Source organism: Streptomyces sp. NPDC006733 (assembly GCF_040636125.1).
GTDB lineage: Bacteria > Actinomycetota > Actinomycetes > Streptomycetales > Streptomycetaceae > Actinacidiphila.
Genome location: NZ_JBEYJD010000054.1, coordinates 22,384 through 40,272 on the forward strand (window position 1 = coordinate 22,384; position 17,889 = coordinate 40,272).

The 17,889-nt window shown below is 70.1% G+C and carries 20 protein-coding genes; 2 read left to right on the forward strand and 18 right to left on the reverse strand.

Going from position 1 to position 17,889, the window contains the following annotated elements; all coding sequences use genetic code 11:
- Positions 1–78 precede the first annotated feature (78 nt).
- The 11 genes from ABZ721_RS34420 to ABZ721_RS34470 all read right to left on the reverse strand — a co-directional run bounded on the left by ABZ721_RS34420 (position 79) and on the right by ABZ721_RS34470 (position 9,291).
- Positions 79–966, reverse strand: a complete 888-nt coding sequence (locus tag ABZ721_RS34420) for a diacylglycerol kinase (protein ID WP_358792729.1) — start codon at positions 964–966, stop codon at positions 79–81.
- Positions 967–1,038: 72 nt separating this feature from the next.
- A complete protein-coding gene (gene tatC / locus ABZ721_RS34425) occupies positions 1,039–1,965 on the reverse strand; it encodes a twin-arginine translocase subunit TatC (RefSeq protein ID WP_358792730.1) in 927 nt (308 codons plus the stop codon).
- 60 nt (positions 1,966–2,025) lie between these two features.
- Positions 2,026–2,307 carry a Sec-independent protein translocase subunit TatA gene (tatA, locus tag ABZ721_RS34430; protein ID WP_358792731.1) on the reverse strand — a complete coding sequence of 94 codons (282 nt, stop codon included), beginning with the start codon at positions 2,305–2,307 and terminating at the stop codon, positions 2,026–2,028.
- A 281-nt stretch (positions 2,308–2,588) separates the two neighbouring features.
- Positions 2,589–2,792, reverse strand: a complete 204-nt coding sequence (locus tag ABZ721_RS34435; RefSeq protein ID WP_358792732.1) for a hypothetical protein — start codon at positions 2,790–2,792, stop codon at positions 2,589–2,591.
- An 18-nt stretch (positions 2,793–2,810) separates the two neighbouring features.
- Positions 2,811–3,071, reverse strand: a complete 261-nt coding sequence (locus ABZ721_RS34440; protein ID WP_358792759.1) for a hypothetical protein — start codon at positions 3,069–3,071, stop codon at positions 2,811–2,813.
- Positions 3,072–3,080: 9 nt separating this feature from the next.
- Positions 3,081–4,028: a WYL domain-containing protein gene (locus ABZ721_RS34445; RefSeq protein WP_358792733.1), complete on the reverse strand. Its 948-nt coding sequence runs from the start codon at positions 4,026–4,028 to the stop codon at positions 3,081–3,083.
- Between the two features lie 14 nt (positions 4,029–4,042).
- Positions 4,043–4,984 carry a WYL domain-containing protein gene (locus ABZ721_RS34450; RefSeq protein ID WP_358792734.1) on the reverse strand — a complete coding sequence of 314 codons (942 nt, stop codon included), beginning with the start codon at positions 4,982–4,984 and terminating at the stop codon, positions 4,043–4,045.
- Between the two features lie 108 nt (positions 4,985–5,092).
- On the reverse strand, positions 5,093–5,464 hold the full coding sequence (locus ABZ721_RS34455; RefSeq protein ID WP_250975090.1) for an FKBP-type peptidyl-prolyl cis-trans isomerase: 372 nt from the start codon (positions 5,462–5,464) through the stop codon (positions 5,093–5,095).
- Between the two features lie 41 nt (positions 5,465–5,505).
- The gene (locus ABZ721_RS34460) at positions 5,506–6,516 is read right to left on the reverse strand and encodes an FKBP-type peptidyl-prolyl cis-trans isomerase (RefSeq protein WP_358792735.1); all 1,011 of its coding nucleotides are present in this window, start codon (positions 6,514–6,516) and stop codon (positions 5,506–5,508) included.
- A 156-nt stretch (positions 6,517–6,672) separates the two neighbouring features.
- The gene (gene pafA, locus ABZ721_RS34465) at positions 6,673–8,034 is read right to left on the reverse strand and encodes a Pup--protein ligase (RefSeq protein WP_358792736.1); all 1,362 of its coding nucleotides are present in this window, start codon (positions 8,032–8,034) and stop codon (positions 6,673–6,675) included.
- A 9-nt stretch (positions 8,035–8,043) separates the two neighbouring features.
- Positions 8,044–9,291: an MFS transporter gene (locus ABZ721_RS34470; RefSeq protein WP_358792737.1), complete on the reverse strand. Its 1,248-nt coding sequence runs from the start codon at positions 9,289–9,291 to the stop codon at positions 8,044–8,046.
- Positions 9,292–9,402: 111 nt separating this feature from the next.
- Here ABZ721_RS34470 and ABZ721_RS34475 point away from each other — a divergent pair, with 111 nt between their 5' ends.
- A complete protein-coding gene (locus tag ABZ721_RS34475; RefSeq protein ID WP_358792738.1) occupies positions 9,403–10,413 on the forward strand; it encodes a LacI family DNA-binding transcriptional regulator in 1,011 nt (336 codons plus the stop codon).
- Between the two features lie 81 nt (positions 10,414–10,494).
- On the opposite strand, the gene prcA is transcribed toward ABZ721_RS34475, so the two are convergent.
- The 6 genes from prcA to arc all read right to left on the reverse strand — a co-directional run bounded on the left by prcA (position 10,495) and on the right by arc (position 16,546).
- The gene (prcA, locus tag ABZ721_RS34480; RefSeq protein ID WP_138354815.1) at positions 10,495–11,244 is read right to left on the reverse strand and encodes a proteasome subunit alpha; all 750 of its coding nucleotides are present in this window, start codon (positions 11,242–11,244) and stop codon (positions 10,495–10,497) included.
- Between the two features lie 58 nt (positions 11,245–11,302).
- Positions 11,303–12,148: a proteasome subunit beta gene (prcB, locus tag ABZ721_RS34485; protein WP_358792739.1), complete on the reverse strand. Its 846-nt coding sequence runs from the start codon at positions 12,146–12,148 to the stop codon at positions 11,303–11,305.
- Positions 12,100–12,648, reverse strand: a complete 549-nt coding sequence (locus tag ABZ721_RS34490) for an endonuclease VII domain-containing protein (protein WP_358792740.1) — start codon at positions 12,646–12,648, stop codon at positions 12,100–12,102. The genes prcB and ABZ721_RS34490 overlap by 49 nt, the downstream gene beginning before the upstream one ends.
- A gap of 52 nt (positions 12,649–12,700) precedes the next feature.
- Positions 12,701–12,919, reverse strand: coding sequence for a ubiquitin-like protein Pup (locus tag ABZ721_RS34495; RefSeq protein ID WP_250991661.1), 219 nt, complete (start codon positions 12,917–12,919; stop codon positions 12,701–12,703).
- A gap of 108 nt (positions 12,920–13,027) precedes the next feature.
- Positions 13,028–14,539, reverse strand: coding sequence for a depupylase/deamidase Dop (dop, locus tag ABZ721_RS34500; RefSeq protein ID WP_358792741.1), 1,512 nt, complete (start codon positions 14,537–14,539; stop codon positions 13,028–13,030).
- 240 nt (positions 14,540–14,779) lie between these two features.
- Entirely contained in the window at positions 14,780–16,546 is a 1,767-nt protein-coding gene (arc, locus tag ABZ721_RS34505; protein ID WP_358792742.1) for a proteasome ATPase, read from the reverse strand.
- 252 nt (positions 16,547–16,798) lie between these two features.
- Here arc and ABZ721_RS34510 point away from each other — a divergent pair, with 252 nt between their 5' ends.
- Complete coding sequence (locus ABZ721_RS34510) at positions 16,799–17,098, forward strand: ferredoxin (RefSeq protein ID WP_358792743.1); 300 nt, start codon at positions 16,799–16,801, stop codon at positions 17,096–17,098.
- A gap of 152 nt (positions 17,099–17,250) precedes the next feature.
- On the opposite strand, the gene ABZ721_RS34515 is transcribed toward ABZ721_RS34510, so the two are convergent.
- A complete protein-coding gene (locus ABZ721_RS34515) occupies positions 17,251–17,811 on the reverse strand; it encodes a hypothetical protein (RefSeq protein WP_358792744.1) in 561 nt (186 codons plus the stop codon).
- Positions 17,812–17,889 lie beyond the last annotated feature (78 nt).

A 17,889-nucleotide genomic window follows, 5' to 3' on the forward strand; every position in this document is an offset into this window, starting at 1 on the left:
GACACACCGCGTGATCTTTTATTCGTACCGACGTCCGGACATGCGGCGGACCGCGTATCGCCCCCGCGCCGCCGAACGTCAGACCAGCAGGCGTACCGCCTCCGGCACCGTCACCGCGGTCATCGGCAGCGGCCCGATCCGCTCGCCGTCCGCGTACCCCGTCACGCCGTCCGCGGCGAGCCGGACCCGCGCCGCCCGGTGCACGGTCACCTTCGGGTGGCTGGGATGCGTCCCCCGGTAGACCCGGGGGAAGACCGTCAGCAGCGTGGTGCGGCTGCACGGGCCGACCACGGTGACGTCGAACAGCCCGTCGTCGAGCAGCGCGTCGGTGCAGATCCGCATGCCGCCGCCGTAGGAGGAGCCGTTGCCGACGGCGATCAGGGTCGCCTCGATCTCCCGCTCGGGGCTGTCGTCGAACTGGATCCGGTACGGGATCGGGCGCAGCGCGGCCAGTTCGGCGAGCATCGCCACGTCGTAGCGGAAGCGGCCGGTGGGCCAGCGCATCCGGTTGCCGCGGTCGTTGACCCGCGAGTCGAAGCCGGAGGCCAGCACGGTCCCGAACCAGCGGTCGCCCACCCGGCCCAGGTCGACGGCCCGGACCCGCCCCTCCTTGAGGGCGTCGGCGGCCAGCCGGCCGGCCGCGGCGGGGTCGCGGACGGGCAGCCCGGTGGCGCGGGCGAAGTCGTTGCCGGTGCCCACCGCGATGACCCCCAGCGGGGTGTCGGTGCCCGCCACCGCCTGCAGGGCCAGCGAGACCATCCCGTCGCCGCCGACGGCCACCAGCGCCCTGGTCCCCCCGGCCACCGCCTCGCGGGCCCGTACGAGGGCGTCGGCGGCGTCTTGGCCCACGACGGTGCGGACGGTGTAGCCCGCGTCGCGCATCGCGCGGGCGGCCGGCTGCGCGGCGTGCGCGCCCCGGCCGCGTCCCGCGGTGGGGTTGACGAAGAGGGTGATGTCGCTGGTCACGCGCGGACCCTACCGCGCGTGATCACCGGCGTCGAGGTCGGACCGGGGCGGGGGCGGGCCGAGCCCCAGCGATCAGGTCGCGTCGTCGAAGTCGTCGGTGGGACGGTCCGACGCGGGCGGGGTCGGCGCGGCGCCGACCTGCTCGGGGATGTGGCCGAGGCTGGACGCCTCGTCGTCGTCGAGCGCGAAGTCCGGATCGGCCTCGCGCAGGCGCCGCTTGCGCAGGTCGTTGAAGGCCGCGATCGCCACGGCCCCGAAGTACAGGAACACGATGGGGGCGGCGAGCAGCGACATCGAGAACGGGTCGCCGGTGGGCGTGGCCACCGCGGCGAAGATGGTGATGCCGAGGATCATCACCCGCCACCAGCCGAGCATCCGCTTGGCGCTGAGCGCCCCGGTGAAGTTCAGCAGGATCAGCAGCAGCGGCAGCTCGAAGGCGCAGCCGAAGACGATGATCATCCGCACGACGAGGTCGAGGTAGTCGTCGAGCGGGAACAGGTTGCGCGCGTCGTCGACCGTCAGGTCGATCATGATCTGCGCGGTCTGCGGCAGGATCACGTACGCGAGGTAGCCGCCGCCGAGGAAGAGCGGGACGCCCGCGGCGACGAAGGAGATCGCGTAGCGCTTCTCCTTCGTGTGCAGCCCCGGCGCCAGGAACGCCCACAGCTGGTAGAGCCAGATCGGCGTCGTCGCCACCAGGCCCGCCATCAGGGAGACCTTCATGGCGATCGCGAAGGGGCCGGTCAGCCCGTTCACGGTCATCTCCGCGCACGGTTGGCCGTCGGCACCCTTGATCTTGCCGTCCACACAGCCGACGGACTTCAGGACCGGGTGCATGAAGAACTGGATGATGTCGCGGTAGAAGAACGACGCGACGATCGTGACGACGATGATCGCCAGTACCGACTTCAGCAGCCGGTTGCGCAGCTCACGCAGGTGGTCCGCGAGGGGCATCCGCCCTTCGGGATCCTTCTCCTGCTTGCGGGCAGACTTGAGCACCCACGTCCTCGTCTCGTGCGGCAGCCGTCAGCGGCTTGTTGCGAACCAGTACGGGCTGGGTCAGCCCTGGGTGGTGTGGTTCGGCTCCGTCACCGGGCGGGCGCTGGTCACGTCGCCGGGCGCGGCCTGGATCGTCTTCGGCGCGGCGGGCGTGGACTCGGCGGTGTGGGTGTCGGCCGCCGGAGCCTCGTCGTCCTTCTTCATCGCCTTGGCCTCGCTCTTGAGGATGCGGGCGGACTTGCCGAGCGACCGGGCCATGTCGGGAAGCTTCTTGGCGCCGAACAGCAAGATGATGACGAGAAGGATGAGGACGATCTCGAGGGGCTTGAGATTGCCGAGCATAAGTGTCTACCTACTCACCGAGGCGGCGTGGATCCTTGTCTTCGACGATCCGGACAGGTGTCCGCACCGCCGTACTGGCTGCGATCGTAGCGTGCGGTGGTAAACGACCGGCAACCCGTCGGCAACTTCCTGGCGCGGCCCCCGCCGCTCGCTCAAGGGGCCACGTTACGCAGCGTACCCTCCGGGGCGGCCGGGAACGAGGGCCTGTGGACGACGCCTGCTCCGACCCGGCCCGTTGATCCGGGTATCGCACCAGGTCCGGGCGGTAGCCGCCGGCCATGTCAGGGCCGGGAGATGTCCCCGGCCCGCTCCGCGAGCGGCTCCGCGGCCCGGCTCAGCCGCTCGGCGGCGCGGGTGAGGTCGTCGGTGCTCCGGGCCACCTGGCCGGCCAGGTGCTGGACCTCGGCGAAGAGCCGGACGGCGAGCACGCCGAGCACGAGGATGCCGGCGGTCGAGAGGCCGACGTACAGGTAGAGCCACCACATGGATCCGACCCTATCGGCTCAGCAGATGTGCAGCCGCATCGTGCGCACCCCGCCGCCGGTGAGCAGCTCGATGATCCGCTCCCCCGCCGGCTTGCGGACCGCGAGCCCGCACTCGGGGCAGGTGAAGGAGTAGAACGTCGTCCGGTCGGTGCGGCCGATCGCCAGCCGCAGCTCCTGCGACGCCAGCTCGAAACGGCCGCGGCAGTCCGGGCACGCGGCCTTGAAGAGCACCGGGGACGGCCTGGGGGCCGTCATCGTCGAGGTCGCCGCACCCGTCATCGTCACTCCCTATTCTCCGTACGCCGCCAGCGCCAGCACGGCCGCTTCGCGCGCCCGGTCCGCGAGGTCGGCCGGTGAGACGATCCGCCCGTCGCGGCCCAGCCGCAGCGCGAGCCGGCGCAGCGAACCGGGGTCCGGGGTGCGCAGGCTGATCCGCAGGCCCCCGTCGGGCAGCTCGTCGGCGCTGTCGTACGGGTAGTACTCGGCGACCCACCGGCCGCCGGGCCCCACCTCGATGACGACCTCCGGGTCGTCGCCGGCCGGCTGCACCAGGCCCAGGGACAGGTCCCGCGGCTCGATGCGCGGCGGGTTCGACGGCTCGTCGAGGATCTTGATCTCCGCGACCCGGTCGAGGCGGAAGGTCCTGCGGTCCTCCGACAGCCGGCACCAGCCCTCGAAGTAGGTGTGGCCGACCGCGAAGAGCCGGATCGGGTCCACCTCGCGCTCGGTGAGCGCGTCCCTGGCCGGCGAGTAGTAGCGGATCCACACCCGCCGCCGCTCGGCGATGGCCCGGTCCACGTCGGCGAAGACGCTGCCCTCGGACTCGAAGGTCACCGACAGCTGGGAGCTGGCCGCCGCCACCTCGCCGGCCGCGGTCTCCAGCTTCGCCGTGGCACGCAGCAGCGCCTGCCGGTCGCTGTCGCGCAGCCCCGGCAGGTTCGCCACCGCCCGCGCGGCCACCAGCAGCGCCGTCGCCTCGTCGGCGGCCAGCCGCAGCGGCTGCGCCACGTCGTCGACGTTGTGCCACCAGATGCGCTCGCCGTCGGTGTCGATGTCGAGCAGGTCGCCGCCGCGGAAGCTCGTACCGCACAGCGGCAGCACGTTCAGGTCGCCGATCAGCTCGGCCTCGGTGACGCCGAAGGCACGGGCCACGTCGGTGACGCGGGCGCCGGGCCGCTCGCGCAGGTAGGTGACCAGGGAGAGCATCCGCCGGGTCTGGTCGATCGCGTTCGCCATGTCGTGAAGTCCCGTCAGTCCTTGGCCACGGCACGCAGCCGGTCCACCACATCGGCCCGCAGTTCGGCGGGTTCCAGGACCACCACGTCGGGTCCGAACTCCACCAGCCAGGCGTCGAGTCCGTGCCCGTACGGGATCTCCAGTTCGTCCCAGACCGCGTCGATCGGCTGGGAGGTCACGGCCTTGGCCCGCAGCGGGTAGCCCGAGTCGCGGCGCAGCCGGATCCGGGCGGTCGCGGTCGCGCCCTCACCGGCCCAGCTGGCGACGGCGGCCCGCACGTCCACGTGGTCGGGGACGGGGGTACCGAAGGCGCCGCCGCGCGAGCGGACCTTGCCGGAGATGCGGGAGAGCCGGAAGACCCGCACCGCGCCGCGGTCCCGGTCCCAGCCGGCCAGGTACCAGTGGCCGCGCCAGCACTCCAGGGCCCACGGCTCGACCTGCCGGGCCTCGGGGCGCACCGCGTTCGCCTTGCGGTAGTCGAAGGAGACGGCGCGGCGCTCGCGCGTCGCGACCATCAGGGGCTCGAACGCGGGCTCCGGGGTCGGGATCCGCGGCTCCAGGGCGCTCTGGGTGTCCTCGAACGGGACGCCCGCGGCCCGGAGTTTCTGCAGCGCGCCGCTGGCGGCCTCGGCGAGCCGGGCCTGCTGCCACACCTTGGCCGCCAGGCTCAGCGCGGCGGCCTCCTCGGCGTCCAGCGCGATCTCGGGCAGCCGGTTGCGGTCGCGGCGGGCCAGGTAGCCCACGTCGCCGTCGACGCTCTCCACGGTCTCGATGATGAGTCCGAGTTCCCGCAGATCGTCCTTGTCGCGTTCGAACATCCGGTTGAACGCGTCGTCGGAACCTATCTCGTGATAGGCCTCGATCGACTCGCGCAGTTCCCGCTTGCTGACGGGACGCCGGGTGTTCATCAGGCACAGCGCCAGGTTCATCAGTCGCTCGGCCTTGGCAATCGCCATCGCGCACCCTTCGTCTTCAGCTCTCGATCGATGACCGTACCGCTCCGGGGAGCCACCGCAAAAGCGAGGGCCCACGCCTGCCGGCGTGGGCCCTCGCTGCGCGCCTGCTCAAACCGAGATCAGGTCCACGACGAAGATCAGAGTCTCGCCCGGCTTGATCGCCGGGGTCGGGCTCTGGTTGCCGTAGGCGAGGTGCGCGGGGATGGTCAGCTGGCGACGGCCGCCGACCTTCATGCCCTGCACGCCCTGGTCCCAGCCCTTGATGACGCGGCCGCCACCGAGCGGGAAGGTGAACGCGGAACCGCGGTTCCAGCTGGCGTCGAACTCCTCGCCCGTGCTGAACGAGACGCCGACGTAGTGGACGCTGACGTTCTGACCCGCCTTGGCCTCCTCGCCGGTGCCCTCCCAGATCTCCTTGATCTCAAGGTCGGCCGGCGGCTCACCTGCGGGGAAGTCGATCTCGGGCTTCTCGATGCTCACTGCGGTAACTCCTCGATACGTTGCGGACAACCCGGACAGTCTTACACTGCGCCGAGAATGTCGACGACGAAAACGAGGGTCGAGTTGGCCGGAAGGTCCTCACCCTTGGCCTCGGCCTTGTAGGCCTGCGCCGGCGGGATGACGAGCAGCACCCGGCTGCCGACCTTCTTGCCGACCAGGCCCTTGTCCCAGCCCTCGATGACCTGGCCCTGGCCGATGACGGTGCTGAACGGGGCCCCGGTCTTCCAGCTGTCGTCGAACAGCTTGGCGGGGCTCTTGCCCTCGTTGGGCTTCCAGGCGGCGCCGCTGTACTGCATGTAGACCGTCTGGCCGCTCTTGACGACGTCGCCCTTGCCCTCGATCAGGACCTTGTCGACGAGCGTCTTCGGCGGGTCGTTCTTCGGAATGGTGATCTTCGCCGCCTCCGCCTTGTCCGCTTCCACCTTCGGCAGGTCGGACGGGATGGGGGCCTGCGTGCCCTCGGCCTTGATCGGCATGATCCGGTCGATGTCGAGGACGAAGACGAGCGTGTCGGTGGCGGTGATGCCCAGCTCCTGCTTGCCCTGGGCGCCGAACGCGGCGGCCGGCGGGGCGACGACCAGGACGCGGCTGCCGACCTTCTGGCCCAGGACGGCCTCACTGAAGGCCGGGATGATCGTCGGAGAGCCCGCCGGGATGATCTGCGCGGCGCCGCCCTTGTCGTACGAGCCGCCGATCTCCTTGCCGCTCTTCCAGATCTTTCCGGTGAACTTCGTGACGACGAGTTCATCCTTCTTGACCACCGGGCCGGTGCCCGCGGTCACGGTGCTCACGACGAACTTCCCGCTCGGGTCGCCCTTGGGGATGGTGATCGTCGCCTTCTTGCCCGGCTCACCGGCGACGGTGGGCATCGGCGAGGCCGACGCGACCGGCTTGGGAGCGGCGGCCTGCGTGGGCGTCGCGGACGGCGTGGCGGACGCGTCCGCCTTCTTGTCCGAGTCGTCGCCACCTCCACAGGCCGCGGTGAGCATCAGAGCCGGCACGATGAGCGCGGCAGCGAGTCGGCGTCGCACAGTGGTCCTCGGGGTAGCTGGGATGGTCCGTCAGTAGCGGTCACTCTACGGCCTGCCCCGAGGGGCAGGTCCCCGGCATGCCAGGGGCCCCGCACGCCTCGACGTGTGGGGCCCCTGGACATCAGCCGCAACCGATCGCGTTGCGACATACGCCGGTCACATACCGGCGATCAGCTTCTCCACCCGGTCGTCCACCGATCGGAAGGGGTCTTTGCACAGCACCGTGCGCTGCGCCTGGTCGTTGAGCTTCAGGTGGACCCAGTCGACGGTGAAATCGCGCCGCTGCTCCTGCGCCCGGCGGATGAAGTCGCCGCGCAGCCGGGCCCGAGTGGTCTGCGGGGGAACCGACTTCGCCTCGAAGATCTTCAGATCACTGCAGATCCGCTTGGCCTGGCCCTTCTTCTCCAGCAGGTAGTACAGCCCGCGGCGGCGGTGGATGTCGTGGTACGCGAGGTCCAGTTGGGCGACGCGCGGGTGGGACATCGTGATGTTGTCCCGGTTCCGGTAGCGCTCGATCAGCTGGTACTTCATCACCCAGTCGATCTCGGTGCCGATGGCGGCCAGGTCGCCGCTGCCGATCGACTCCAGCGCGCGGCCCCACAGCTCCAGCACCTGCTCGATCACCCCGGAGCGGATGCCCCGGCGCTCGCAGAAGTCGACAGCCTTGGAGTAGTACTCCTCCTGGATCTCCAGGGCGGACGCCTCGCGGCCGGTGGCCAGCCGCACCTTGCGGCGGCCGGTGATGTCGTGGCTGACCTCGCGGATCGCCCGGATCGGGTTCTCCAGGGTCAGGTCCCGCATCACGATGCCCGCCTCGATCATGCGCAGCACGAGGTCGGTGGCACCGACCTTCAGCAGCATGGTCGTCTCGGACATGTTCGAGTCGCCGACGATGACGTGCAGCCGCCGGTAGCGCTCCGCGTCCGCGTGCGGCTCGTCACGGGTGTTGATGATGGGACGGGATCGGGTGGTCGCCGAGCTGACGCCCTCCCAGATGTGCTCCGCGCGCTGGCTGACGCAGAACACCGCCCCGCGCGGGGTCTGCAGCACCTTGCCGGCGCCGCAGATCATCTGGCGGGTGACCAGGAACGGAATGAGGATGTCGGCGAGGCGGGAGAACTCGCCGTGCCGCGCGACGAGGTAATTCTCGTGGCACCCGTAGGAGTTTCCCGCGGAGTCGGTGTTGTTCTTGAACAGATAGACGTCGCCGGCGATCCCCTCTTCGTGCAGACGCCGTTCGGCGTCCACCAGAAGGCCTTCGAGGATGCGTTCACCGGCCTTGTCATGGGTGACCAGCTCGGTCAGATTGTCACACTCCGGAGTGGCGTACTCCGGGTGCGAGCCGACATCGAGGTACAGGCGGGCGCCGTTGCGCAGGAAGACATTGCTGCTCCGGCCCCATGACACGACACGGCGGAAGAGGTACCGCGCCACCTCGTCAGGAGACAGACGCCGCTGCCCCCTGAACGTGCATGTGACGCCGTACTCGTTCTCCAGCCCGAAAATGCGGCGGTCCATGTCTGAACATTACGCCTGATGCGTGGTGCTGAAACCGGGTTCGACGCCACCGATTCGATCTTTTTCCAACGGGGTTTTCAGGTTTGGGAACGCGAGGAATCGGCTGGTCGCGACCAGCACCGCCAGCGCGGCGAATCCGCCGCCGGCCGCGACGGCGAATCCCGCGGCGACCCCGCCGAACTGCGCGGCCGGCCCCGCGGCCGCCGTCCCCAGCGACGCGCCGACGCCGATCGCGGTCACCAGCCAGGAGAACGCCTCGGTCACCGTGCCGCTCGGCGCGTGCCGGTCCACCACCACGAACGTGCAGGCCAGTACCGGCGCCAGGAACACCCCCGCGACCCCCGACAGGACCGTCATCGCGACCACCCCCGGCACGAGCACCAACGGCACGTAGCAGACGGCCAGTCCGACGGTGAGCAGCCGCAGTCGACGCTCCGGGGTGCCCGGCCACGTCCTGGCGCCGTACGTCACTCCGCCGATGAGCGCACCCAGTCCGAGCGCCGACAGCAGGTAGCCGTTGACCATGCCGCCGCCGTGCGCGTCCCCGTACGCCACCGCGGCGACCGCGATCGAGCCCAGCGCCACCCCGACGAAGAACAGGCAGGCGATCAGCGCCCGCAGCGCCGGAGCGCGCAGCGGCCCGAGCCAGTCGGCCGCCCGCGGCTCCGCCCGCCACTCGCGGGACGGCGCGGCCGTGACGACGCCCAGCGCGCCCACGACGCCGACCGCCGCGATCCACACCACGGCGGCGGCCTCGGAGGCCACCAGAACCAGCCCGGTGACCAGCACCGGCCCGATCGTGAACAGCAGTTCCTGGGCGGCGGCGTCCAGGGCGTACGCGGCGTGCAGCCGCTCCTCGCTCTTCAGCACGCCGGGCCACAACGCGCGCAGCCCGCCCTCCAGCGGCGGGGTGAACAGCCCGGCGACCGCCATCGCGGCACAGGCCACCGGCAGCGGGTCCGGGCCGACCAGCGCGAACAGCACCATGCCCGCCGCCGACAGCACGGCCGCGGGCAGCATCACCCGCGGCTGGCCGTAGCGGTCGACGACCCGGCCCAGCAGCGGCTGGCCGATCGCCGTGCCCAGCCCGTAGAGCGCGCCCAGCGACCCGGCGAGCGAGTAGCTGCCGCCCTCCGACCGGGTCAGCAGCACGATGCACAGCGCGGCCGTCGCGTTGGGCAGCCGGCCGATGAGCGTGCCCGCGAGCAGCCGGCCCGCGTACCGCGTCCGCAGAAGATCCCCGTACCCCGCCGCCATACCGGCCCCTCTCCCCCGGACACCGCCGAAGTGTTACGTATAACGTGAGCGTCATACGTACCATGACGGCAGGCCGCGGGTCCATCCGCGGAGACCGGAAGGACGCCCGCAGTGAGCACAACCGCACGCCCCACCTCCCGGGACGTGGCGCGGGCCGCGGGCGTCTCGCAGGCGACCGTCTCGCTGGTCCTGGGCGGCAAGTCGCGCGGCCGGGTCTCCGAACGCACCGCGGAGGCGGTCCGCACCGCGGCACAAGCCCTCGGCTACCGGCCGAACCTCGCCGCCCGCAACCTCCGCCTCGGCCGCACCCGCACCGCCCTGCTGGTCGTCCCGGCACTCACCAACGAGTACTTCGCCCGGGTCTACACCGGCGCCGCCCGCGTCGCCGCCGAGCACGGGTTCGGCGTGGTGCTCTACCCCTCCCCCGACGGCACCGGCCCGGCCCGCGACCCCTTCGGCACCGCCCGCGCCCCGCTCGACGGCGTCATCGCGTCCTCGATGGCCGCCGACGCGCTCGACGCCATCGGCGGCGGCGACCTCCCGCTCGTCATGCTCGACAGCGACCCCGCCGCGGCCGGCGCCGCCGCCACCGTCAACTTCGACATCGCCGACGGCATGCGCCAGGTGGCCCGCTGCCTGCTCGGCCTCGGGCACCGCCGATTCACCCACCTGGCCTCCGCCGTCGACACCTGGACCTTCCAGGTCCGCGCCGAGGCCCTGGCCGGCACCCTGGCGGGCACCGCGGACACGGAGCTGCACACCGAGCGCTCCGCACACGGCGTCGAGGACGCCCGGCTCGCCGCCGAACGCGCCCTCACCCGCCCCGGCCCCCGGCCCACCGCCCTCATCTGCGACGACGACATCCTCGCCGCCGGAGCCTGCAAGGCCACCCGCCGGCTGGGCCTGCGGGTACCCGCCGACGTCTCCGTCACCGGCTTCGACGACCTCGCGCTGGCCACCGCCGTCGAACCGGAACTCACCACCGTCCGCCTGCCCGCCGACGAGATCGGCGGCCGCGGCATGACGGCCCTGCTCGCCGTCCTGGACGGCCGCGAACCCGACCGCACCGTCCTGCCGGTCGACCTCGTCGTCCGCGGCTCCACGGCCCCGCCCGCGCCCTGAGCCCGGCGCCGCAACGCCGCACGCCCGCACCCCGGTGACGGGATGCGGGCGTGCGGTACGTCGAAGGAGCCGGCCGCGGGCCTACTCCTCTTCCTCGTCCGAAGGATCGTCCGTCTTCGTGGTGGCCGCACTGTCCGCCTCCAGGAGGCGGGCCAGCTGGCGGCCCAGGATCCGCTTGAACTTGCGCTGCTGCGGCCGCGTGCGGTCCAGCACCGCGACCTCCAGCTGCTCGGCGGTGAGCGTGCGCTCCCCGCCGTTGCTGTCCCGGCCGAGGGACTCGGCCGCGAGCTTCAGCGCCTCCGCGAGCGTCATGCCGTCGCGGTGCCGCTGGTCCAGGTACGCGCCGATCGAGTCCGAGTTGCCGCCCACCGCCACCGCACCGTGCTCGTCGACGATCGAGCCGTCGTGCGGCAGCCGGTAGATCTGGTCGTCCTCGGCGGCCGCGCCGACCTCCGCGACGATCAGCTCCACCTCGTACGGCTTCTCCCCGACACTGGAGAAGATGGTGCCCAGCGTCTGGGCGTAGACGTTGGCCAGACCACGGGCCGTGACGTCCTCACGGTCGTAGGTGTACCCCCGCAGGTCGGCGTAGCGCACACCGCCGATCCGCAGGTTCTCGAACTCGTTGTACTTGCCCACCGCCGCGAACGCGATCCGGTCGTAGATCTCGCTGACCTTGTGCAGAGCGCGGGACGGGTTCTCGGCGACGAACACGATGCCGTCGGTGTACTGCAGCACGACGACGCTGCGGCCGCGCGCGATGCCCTTGCGGGCGTACTCCGCACGGTCGGCCATGGCCTGCTGGGGTGAGACATAGAACGGCGTCGACACCGGCTATCCGTCCCTTTCTGTCAGTGGCGAGAGTTGGGTCCGCGGTCCTGCCGAACCGTCAGAGCAGTTCGGCGCGCGGGCCGTCGGGCTGCTCCAGGCGTCGCGCGTGGATGGTGCGGACGACCTCGGACGACTCGTCGTCCGTGAGCCTGCGGAAACCCTCGTCGGTGATGACCGTGACGATCGGGTAGATGCGCCGCGCCAGATCCGGGCCACCGGTGGCCGAATCGTCGTCGGCCGCGTCGTACAGGGCCTGGACGACCAGCGTGATCGCCTGGTCCTCCGTCAGGTCCTTGCGGTACAGCTTCTTCATCGAACCGCGGGCGAAGACCGAACCCGACCCCGTCGACGCGAAGCCGAGCTCCTCGGAGCGCCCGCCCGTCACGTCGTAGGAGAAGATCCGGCCCCGTTCGCGGTCCACGTCGTACCCGGCGAACAGCGGAACGACGGCCAGCCCCTGCAGCGCCATCCCGAGGTTCCCGCGGATCATCGTGGAGAGCCGGTTCGCCTTGCCGTCCAGGGACAGCACCGCGCCCTCGATCTTCTCGTAGTGCTCCAGCTCCAGCTGGAAGAGCCGCACCATCTCCACGGCGAGACCGGCGGTGCCGGCGATGCCGACGGCCGAGTACTCGTCGGCCGGGAAGACCTTCTCGATGTCCCGCTGCGCGATGATGTTGCCCATCGTCGCGCGCCGGTCACCGGCCAGGATCACCCCGCCGGGGAACGTCGCGGCCACGATGGTCGTGCCGTGCGGGATCTCGACGGCACCCTGCAGCGGCGGCAGGCTCCGGTTGCGCGGCAGCAGGTCCGGTGAGTGCTCGCCGAGGAAGTCGATGAACGAGGACGAGCCAGGCGTCAGGAAGGCAGCCGGTAGACGCCCTGTGCTACGAGTGTTGGCTTCCACACGTTTCCTTCCAGGTAAGCGGCAGCCCGGCGGATGGCATCAGGCCGGTCTTTCAACTGCCCCAGTGCGGCATTGCAGCTGAAGCACAGTACGCCTCGGACCCTACCCGTCTCGTGGCAGTGATCCACATGTTCCGCTGAAGCGGCCAAACAGATCGGGCACACGCCCGCTTGAGAGGCGATCAGCTCGTCGCGCTCGGCCACGGTGATGCCGTACTGACGCATGAGGTGCCGCGCGCGCCCCTCGATCGCTCGGCACGCCTTGCAGTAGGTGGCCAGGCCGTCGGAGGCGCTGCTGTTCCCGGACCACTGCGCGTGCGGTTTGATCTCGGCACACCTCGGGCACCGCTTGTGGCCGGGTGGAACCGCCACCTTGCGGCGGACACTGAGCCCTTTGGCCTCCTGCCGCTGCCGGTAGTACTCCGCGGAGCACTCCCGGCAGTAGGCCTGGAGCCCATCAGGCATCGACGTGTTACTGGCGAAGGCAGCCCGCAGCAACATCCTCTTGCACCGGGAGCATTTCCTTCCTGGGTGCAGTTCGGACATTTTCGGACTACTCTCCGCCCTTCTGAACGAAACTTCGAACGAAATCCTCAGCATTAGCCTCAAGGACATCGTCGATTTCGTCGAGGATGTCGTCGACATCCTCGGAGAGCTTCTCGTGGCGCTCCTTGAGCTCGTCCGAGGCCTGCGCGTCCTGCGCTACCTCTTCGACTTCCTCTGTGGCGCGTGTCGCCTTCTGCTGTCCGCCGTCGGTGTCCTTCGTAGCCATGACGCTCACCCCGCTCGGTTGCGTTTCCTACTTGATCAGACCCTACAAGCCGGGTCCGACATCGGCCCTGTTTCCGCTCACTTGCTTGATTCCCGGTTCTGGGCCATTTCAGCCGCCGGAAAGGATGCGGACCAAGTCTTCCGCCGTACGACAGCGGTCGAGGAGCTCCTTGACGTGGTTGCGGGTGCCCCGCAGGGGCTCCAGGGTCGGAACCCGCTGCAGTGAGTCCCGGCCCGGCAGATCGAAGATGACCGAGTCCCAGGATGCGGCGGCGACGTCGTCGGCGTACTGCTCCAGGCAGCGGCCGCGGAAGTACGCCCGGGTGTCCTCCGGGGGCTTGGCCTCGGCGCGCTCGACCGCCGGCTCTTCCAGCAGCCGCTTCATGCGGCCGCGGGCCACGAGGCGGTTGTAGAGGCCCTTGTCGGGCCGTACGTCGGCGTACTGGAGGTCTACCAGGTGCAGCCGCGCCGCGTCCCACTCCAGGCCGTCACGGCGGCGGTAGCCCTCCAGCAGCTCCCGCTTGGCGACCCAGTCCAGCTCGCCGGACAGGCTCATCGGATCGTTCTCCAGCCGGTTCAGCACGTCCTCCCACCGGCTGAGGACGTCCTTCGTCTGGTCGTCCGCGTCGACGCCGAACCGCTCCTCGACGTACTTGCGGGCCAGGTCGAAGTACTCCATCTGGAGCTGTACGGCGGTCAGCGTCCGGCCGCTGCGGAGCGTGATGAGGTGTTGCAGGGTGGGGTCGTGGCTGACGTGGTGCAGGGTGCGCACCGGCTGGTCCACGGCCAGGTCGACCTTGATGAAGCCGTCCTCGATCATCGACAGCACGAGGGCGGTGGTGCCGAGCTTGAGGTAGGTCGAGATCTCGGAGAGGTTGGCGTCCCCGATGATCACGTGTAGGCGCCGGTACTTCTCCGCGTCCGCGTGCGGCTCGTCGCGGGTGTTGATGATGGGGCGCTTGAGGGTGGTCTCCAGGCCGACCTCGACCTCGAAGTAGTCGGCGCGCTGGCTGAGCTGGAAGCCGTGCTCGTGGCCGTCCTGCCCGAGGCCGACGCGGCCGGCGCCGGTGACGACCTGGCGCGAGACGAAGAACGGCGTCAGGTGGCGCACGATGTCCGAGAAGGGGGTCTCCCGCTTCATCAGATAGTTCTCGTGGGTGCCGTAGGACGCGCCCTTGTTGTCGGTGTTGTTCTTGTACAGGTGGATCGGCTGGGCGCCCGGGAGCTGGGCGGCCCGCTCGGCCGCCTCGGCCATGATGCGCTCGCCCGCCTTGTCCCACAGGACGGCGTCGAGGGGGTTGGTGACCTCGGGTGAGGAGTATTCGGGGTGGGCGTGGTCGACGTAGAGCCGTGCGCCGTTGGTGAGGATGACATTGGCCAGCCCGATGTCCTCGTCGGTGAGCTGGCTCGAGTCCGCCGTGTCACGGGCGAGGTCGAAGCCCCGGGCGTCACGTAGCGGGTTCTCTTCCTCGAAGTCCCATCGGGCACGACGCGCCCGGTGCATCGCCGCCGCGTAGGCGTTGACGATCTGGGACGAGGTGAGCATGGCATTGGCGTTCGGGTGGCCGGGGACGGAGATGCCGTACTCCGTCTCGATACCCATTACTCGCCGTACGGTCATGCGGCCCTCCTTGCCCGGCGCCGCCCCGTGCTGGGGCTGACGCTCAAGTACCGCTGCGCATATGGCCCGAGCGCGACTGCTGATTCCTGAGCCGCACTGCAGGGCGCGGTACGGAAGAGCCTAGAACGCGATGGCGGCGGTGGGGAGATCATTTCACTCATTGCTCCGGTCCTGGCCTACCTGTGGACAAACACTCCGGCTGCGGGAACCCGGTCGGGCGCCCGCAGCCGGAGGTCTGCTTTACAGGTACTGCCCGGTGTTGGCCACGGTGTCGATGGAGCGGCCGGTGTCGGCGCCCTGCTTCCCGGTGACGAGCGTGCGGATGAACACGATCCGCTCGCCCTTCTTGCCGGAGATGCGGGCCCAGTCGTCGGGGTTGGTGGTGTTGGGCAGGTCCTCGTTCTCCTTGAACTCGTCGACGCAGGCGGCGAGCAGGTGGGCGACGCGAAGACCGCGCTGGTCGTGGTCGAGGAAGGCCTTGATCGCCATCTTCTTGGCCCGGTCCACGATGTTCTGGATCATCGCTCCGGAGTTGAAGTCCTTGAAGTACAGGACCTCCTTGTCACCGTTGGCGTAGGTGACCTCCAGGAAGCGGTTCTCCTCCGTTTCGGTGTACATCCGCTCGACGACGGCCTGAATCATGGCCTCGACCGTGCCGGCCTTCGAGCCGCCGTGCTCCGCCAGGTCCTCGCTGTTGAGCGGGAGTGTCGGAACGAGGTACTTCGAGAAGATGTCCTTGGCCGCCTCGGCGTCCGGCCGCTCGATCTTGATCTTGACGTCCAGACGGCCGGGCCGCAGGATCGCCGGGTCGATCATGTCCTCGCGGTTGGAGGCGCCGATGACGATGACGTTCTCCAGGCCCTCCACCCCGTCGATCTCGGCGAGCAGCTGGGGGACGATGGTGTTCTCCACGTCCGAGCTGACACCGGATCCGCGGGTGCGGAAGAGGGATTCCATCTCGTCGAAGAAGACGATGACGGGGGTGCCCTCGCTCGCCTTCTCCCTGGCTCGCTGGAAGACCAGGCGGATCTGGCGCTCGGTCTCACCGACGTACTTGTTGAGCAGCTCGGGGCCCTTGATGTTCAGGAAGTAGCTCTTCCCCTGCGGCTGTCCCGTGACTTCGGCGACCTTCTTGGCAAGGGAGTTGGCCACTGCCTTGGCGATGAGGGTCTTTCCGCAGCCGGGGGGGCCGTAGAGCAGCACGCCCTTGGGCGGGCGCAGCTCGTACTCCTTGAACAGGTCCGCGTGCAGGTACGGGAGTTCGACCGCGTCCCGGATCTGCTCGATCTGACCGGCGAGGCCGCCGATCTGCTGGTAGTCGATGTCGGGGACCTCTTCGAGGACGAGGTCCTCGACCTCGCTCTTGGGGACCCTTTCGTACACGTAGCCGGAGCGGGGCTCCAGCAGGAGTGCGTCGCCTACGCGGAGAGCGCCGTCCAGGAGTGGCTCGGCGAGCCACACCACCCTCTCCTCGTCGGTGTGTCCGACCACCAGGGCTCGTTCGCCGTCCTCGAGGATCTCCTTGAGGGTGACGATGTCGCCGATGCGCTCGTACTTCATGGCCTCGACCACGTTGAGCGCTTCGTTGAGCATGAGTTCCTGACCTCGTCGGAGGTCTTCCAGGTCGACGGAGGGGCTGACGTTCACCCGCAGCTTTCGGCCGCCGGTGAAGATGTCCGCCGTTCCGTCCTCGTTCGCCTGCAGAAAGACGCCGAAACCGGCAGGAGGCTGCGCGAGCCTGTCCACTTCTTCCTTGAGGGCCACGATCTGGTCGCGGGCCTCTCGGAGAGTGTTCGCGAACCGCTCGTTCTGAGCGGACACGCCTGCCAGATTGGTCTGCAGCTCGACGATCCGCTCTTCGAGAATCCTCGTGTGACGCGGAGAGTCGGCGAGCTTACGTCGCAGGACGGCGATTTCCTGCTCAAGAAAGGCGACCTGGCTCGCGGTGTCTTCTGAACCACGAGCGGGTCGGCCGCCACGGGTGATGTCGTCGTCGTGGGCCGCCACGGTCCTCACCTCCTCCAAGGGGAGCTGGACGTTTCCAGACCCTACCTGGGCCGGTGGGGGTTGAAACCCCTAGATCACAAAGACGGTCGGGGTGTGTCCGATCTTCACCCTTGCGTACGTCCTCACGCCAGGGGGATACCCACGGATCAACATCGGAAAGCGGCCGGTTGTATCGTCGGTTCGGTCAACACCCGTCAGGGACTGTTGCGGTCCGTGTACGGGCCGATCCATGAATGGCAGGCGAGGTACCCCGTGAGTGACGTGTCCGAGGCCGGCGCGCAGGAGCTGGAAGTCTGGATCGACCAGGACTTGTGCACCGGCGACGGGATCTGTGTGCAGTACGCGCCCGAGGTGTTCGAGCTCGACATCGACGGGCTGGCCTACGTCAAGGGCCAGGACGACGAGCTGCGGCAGACCCCGGGCGCCACGGCGCCCGTGCCGCTGACGATCCTCACCGACGTGGTGGATTCGGCCAAGGAGTGCCCGGGCGACTGCATCCACGTGCGGCGCGTCGCCGACCGGGTGGAGGTCTTCGGGCCCGACGCCGCCTGAGGCGGATCATGTGACGCGCGCCACATCGGGCGCGTCCCGGGGCGGGCGTGCCGTGGCAGCCGCCGGCCCGGCGGTTTTCAGCCACGCCCGGTGCCACGCCCGGCGCCGGGGCCGGTGCCGCGCCCGATTCCAGGGCGGCTGCCGGGAGCGGATCAGACGCTGTTGGCGAGCGCGCCCGGCGTGGCGTAGTACCGCCCGGCCCGCCACCGCCAGGTGTACGCGCGCTTCTGGTCCGGGCAGCAGCGCGGGGTGGTGTCGCTGGAGTACCCGAGGACGGTCGCCCGGATGGTGCCGCCCTGGAGCCCGAAGCCGGTGATGCTGCGCTCCTCCGCCGGGTCGACGAGGGTGGCCACGACGCGCGGCGGGCTGCCGGGCGAGGCGCCGGCCGCCAGGACGTAGACGCCGGTGGGCGGGGTGCCCGCCTCGGCGCGGCAGTGCACGACGGCGACGGTCTCGGGCCGGCCGTCCTGGTCCAGGTCCCCCGTGGCGCGTCCGGCGACCTCCACGGGGGCTCCCGCGCAGTCGAACGGGTACGTGGCCCTCGCGGGGTCCGGGGCGGCCTGTACGGCGGCCTGGGAGGCGTGCGGGGAGGCGTCGGCGGGCTGGACGAGGGCTCCGCCGCCGATGATCGCGCCGAGCAGCGCGGCGGTGGAGATCCAGTGCACCGATCGGGTGCGGGTATGCGGAAGGGCCGGTCCTGCGGAGGGCTGCACTCGCCTGGCTCCTGGGGAGTTCGTTCGAGGGGGGTGGCCAGCATGGTGCCACACGTCACACCCGGGTGGAACCGCAGG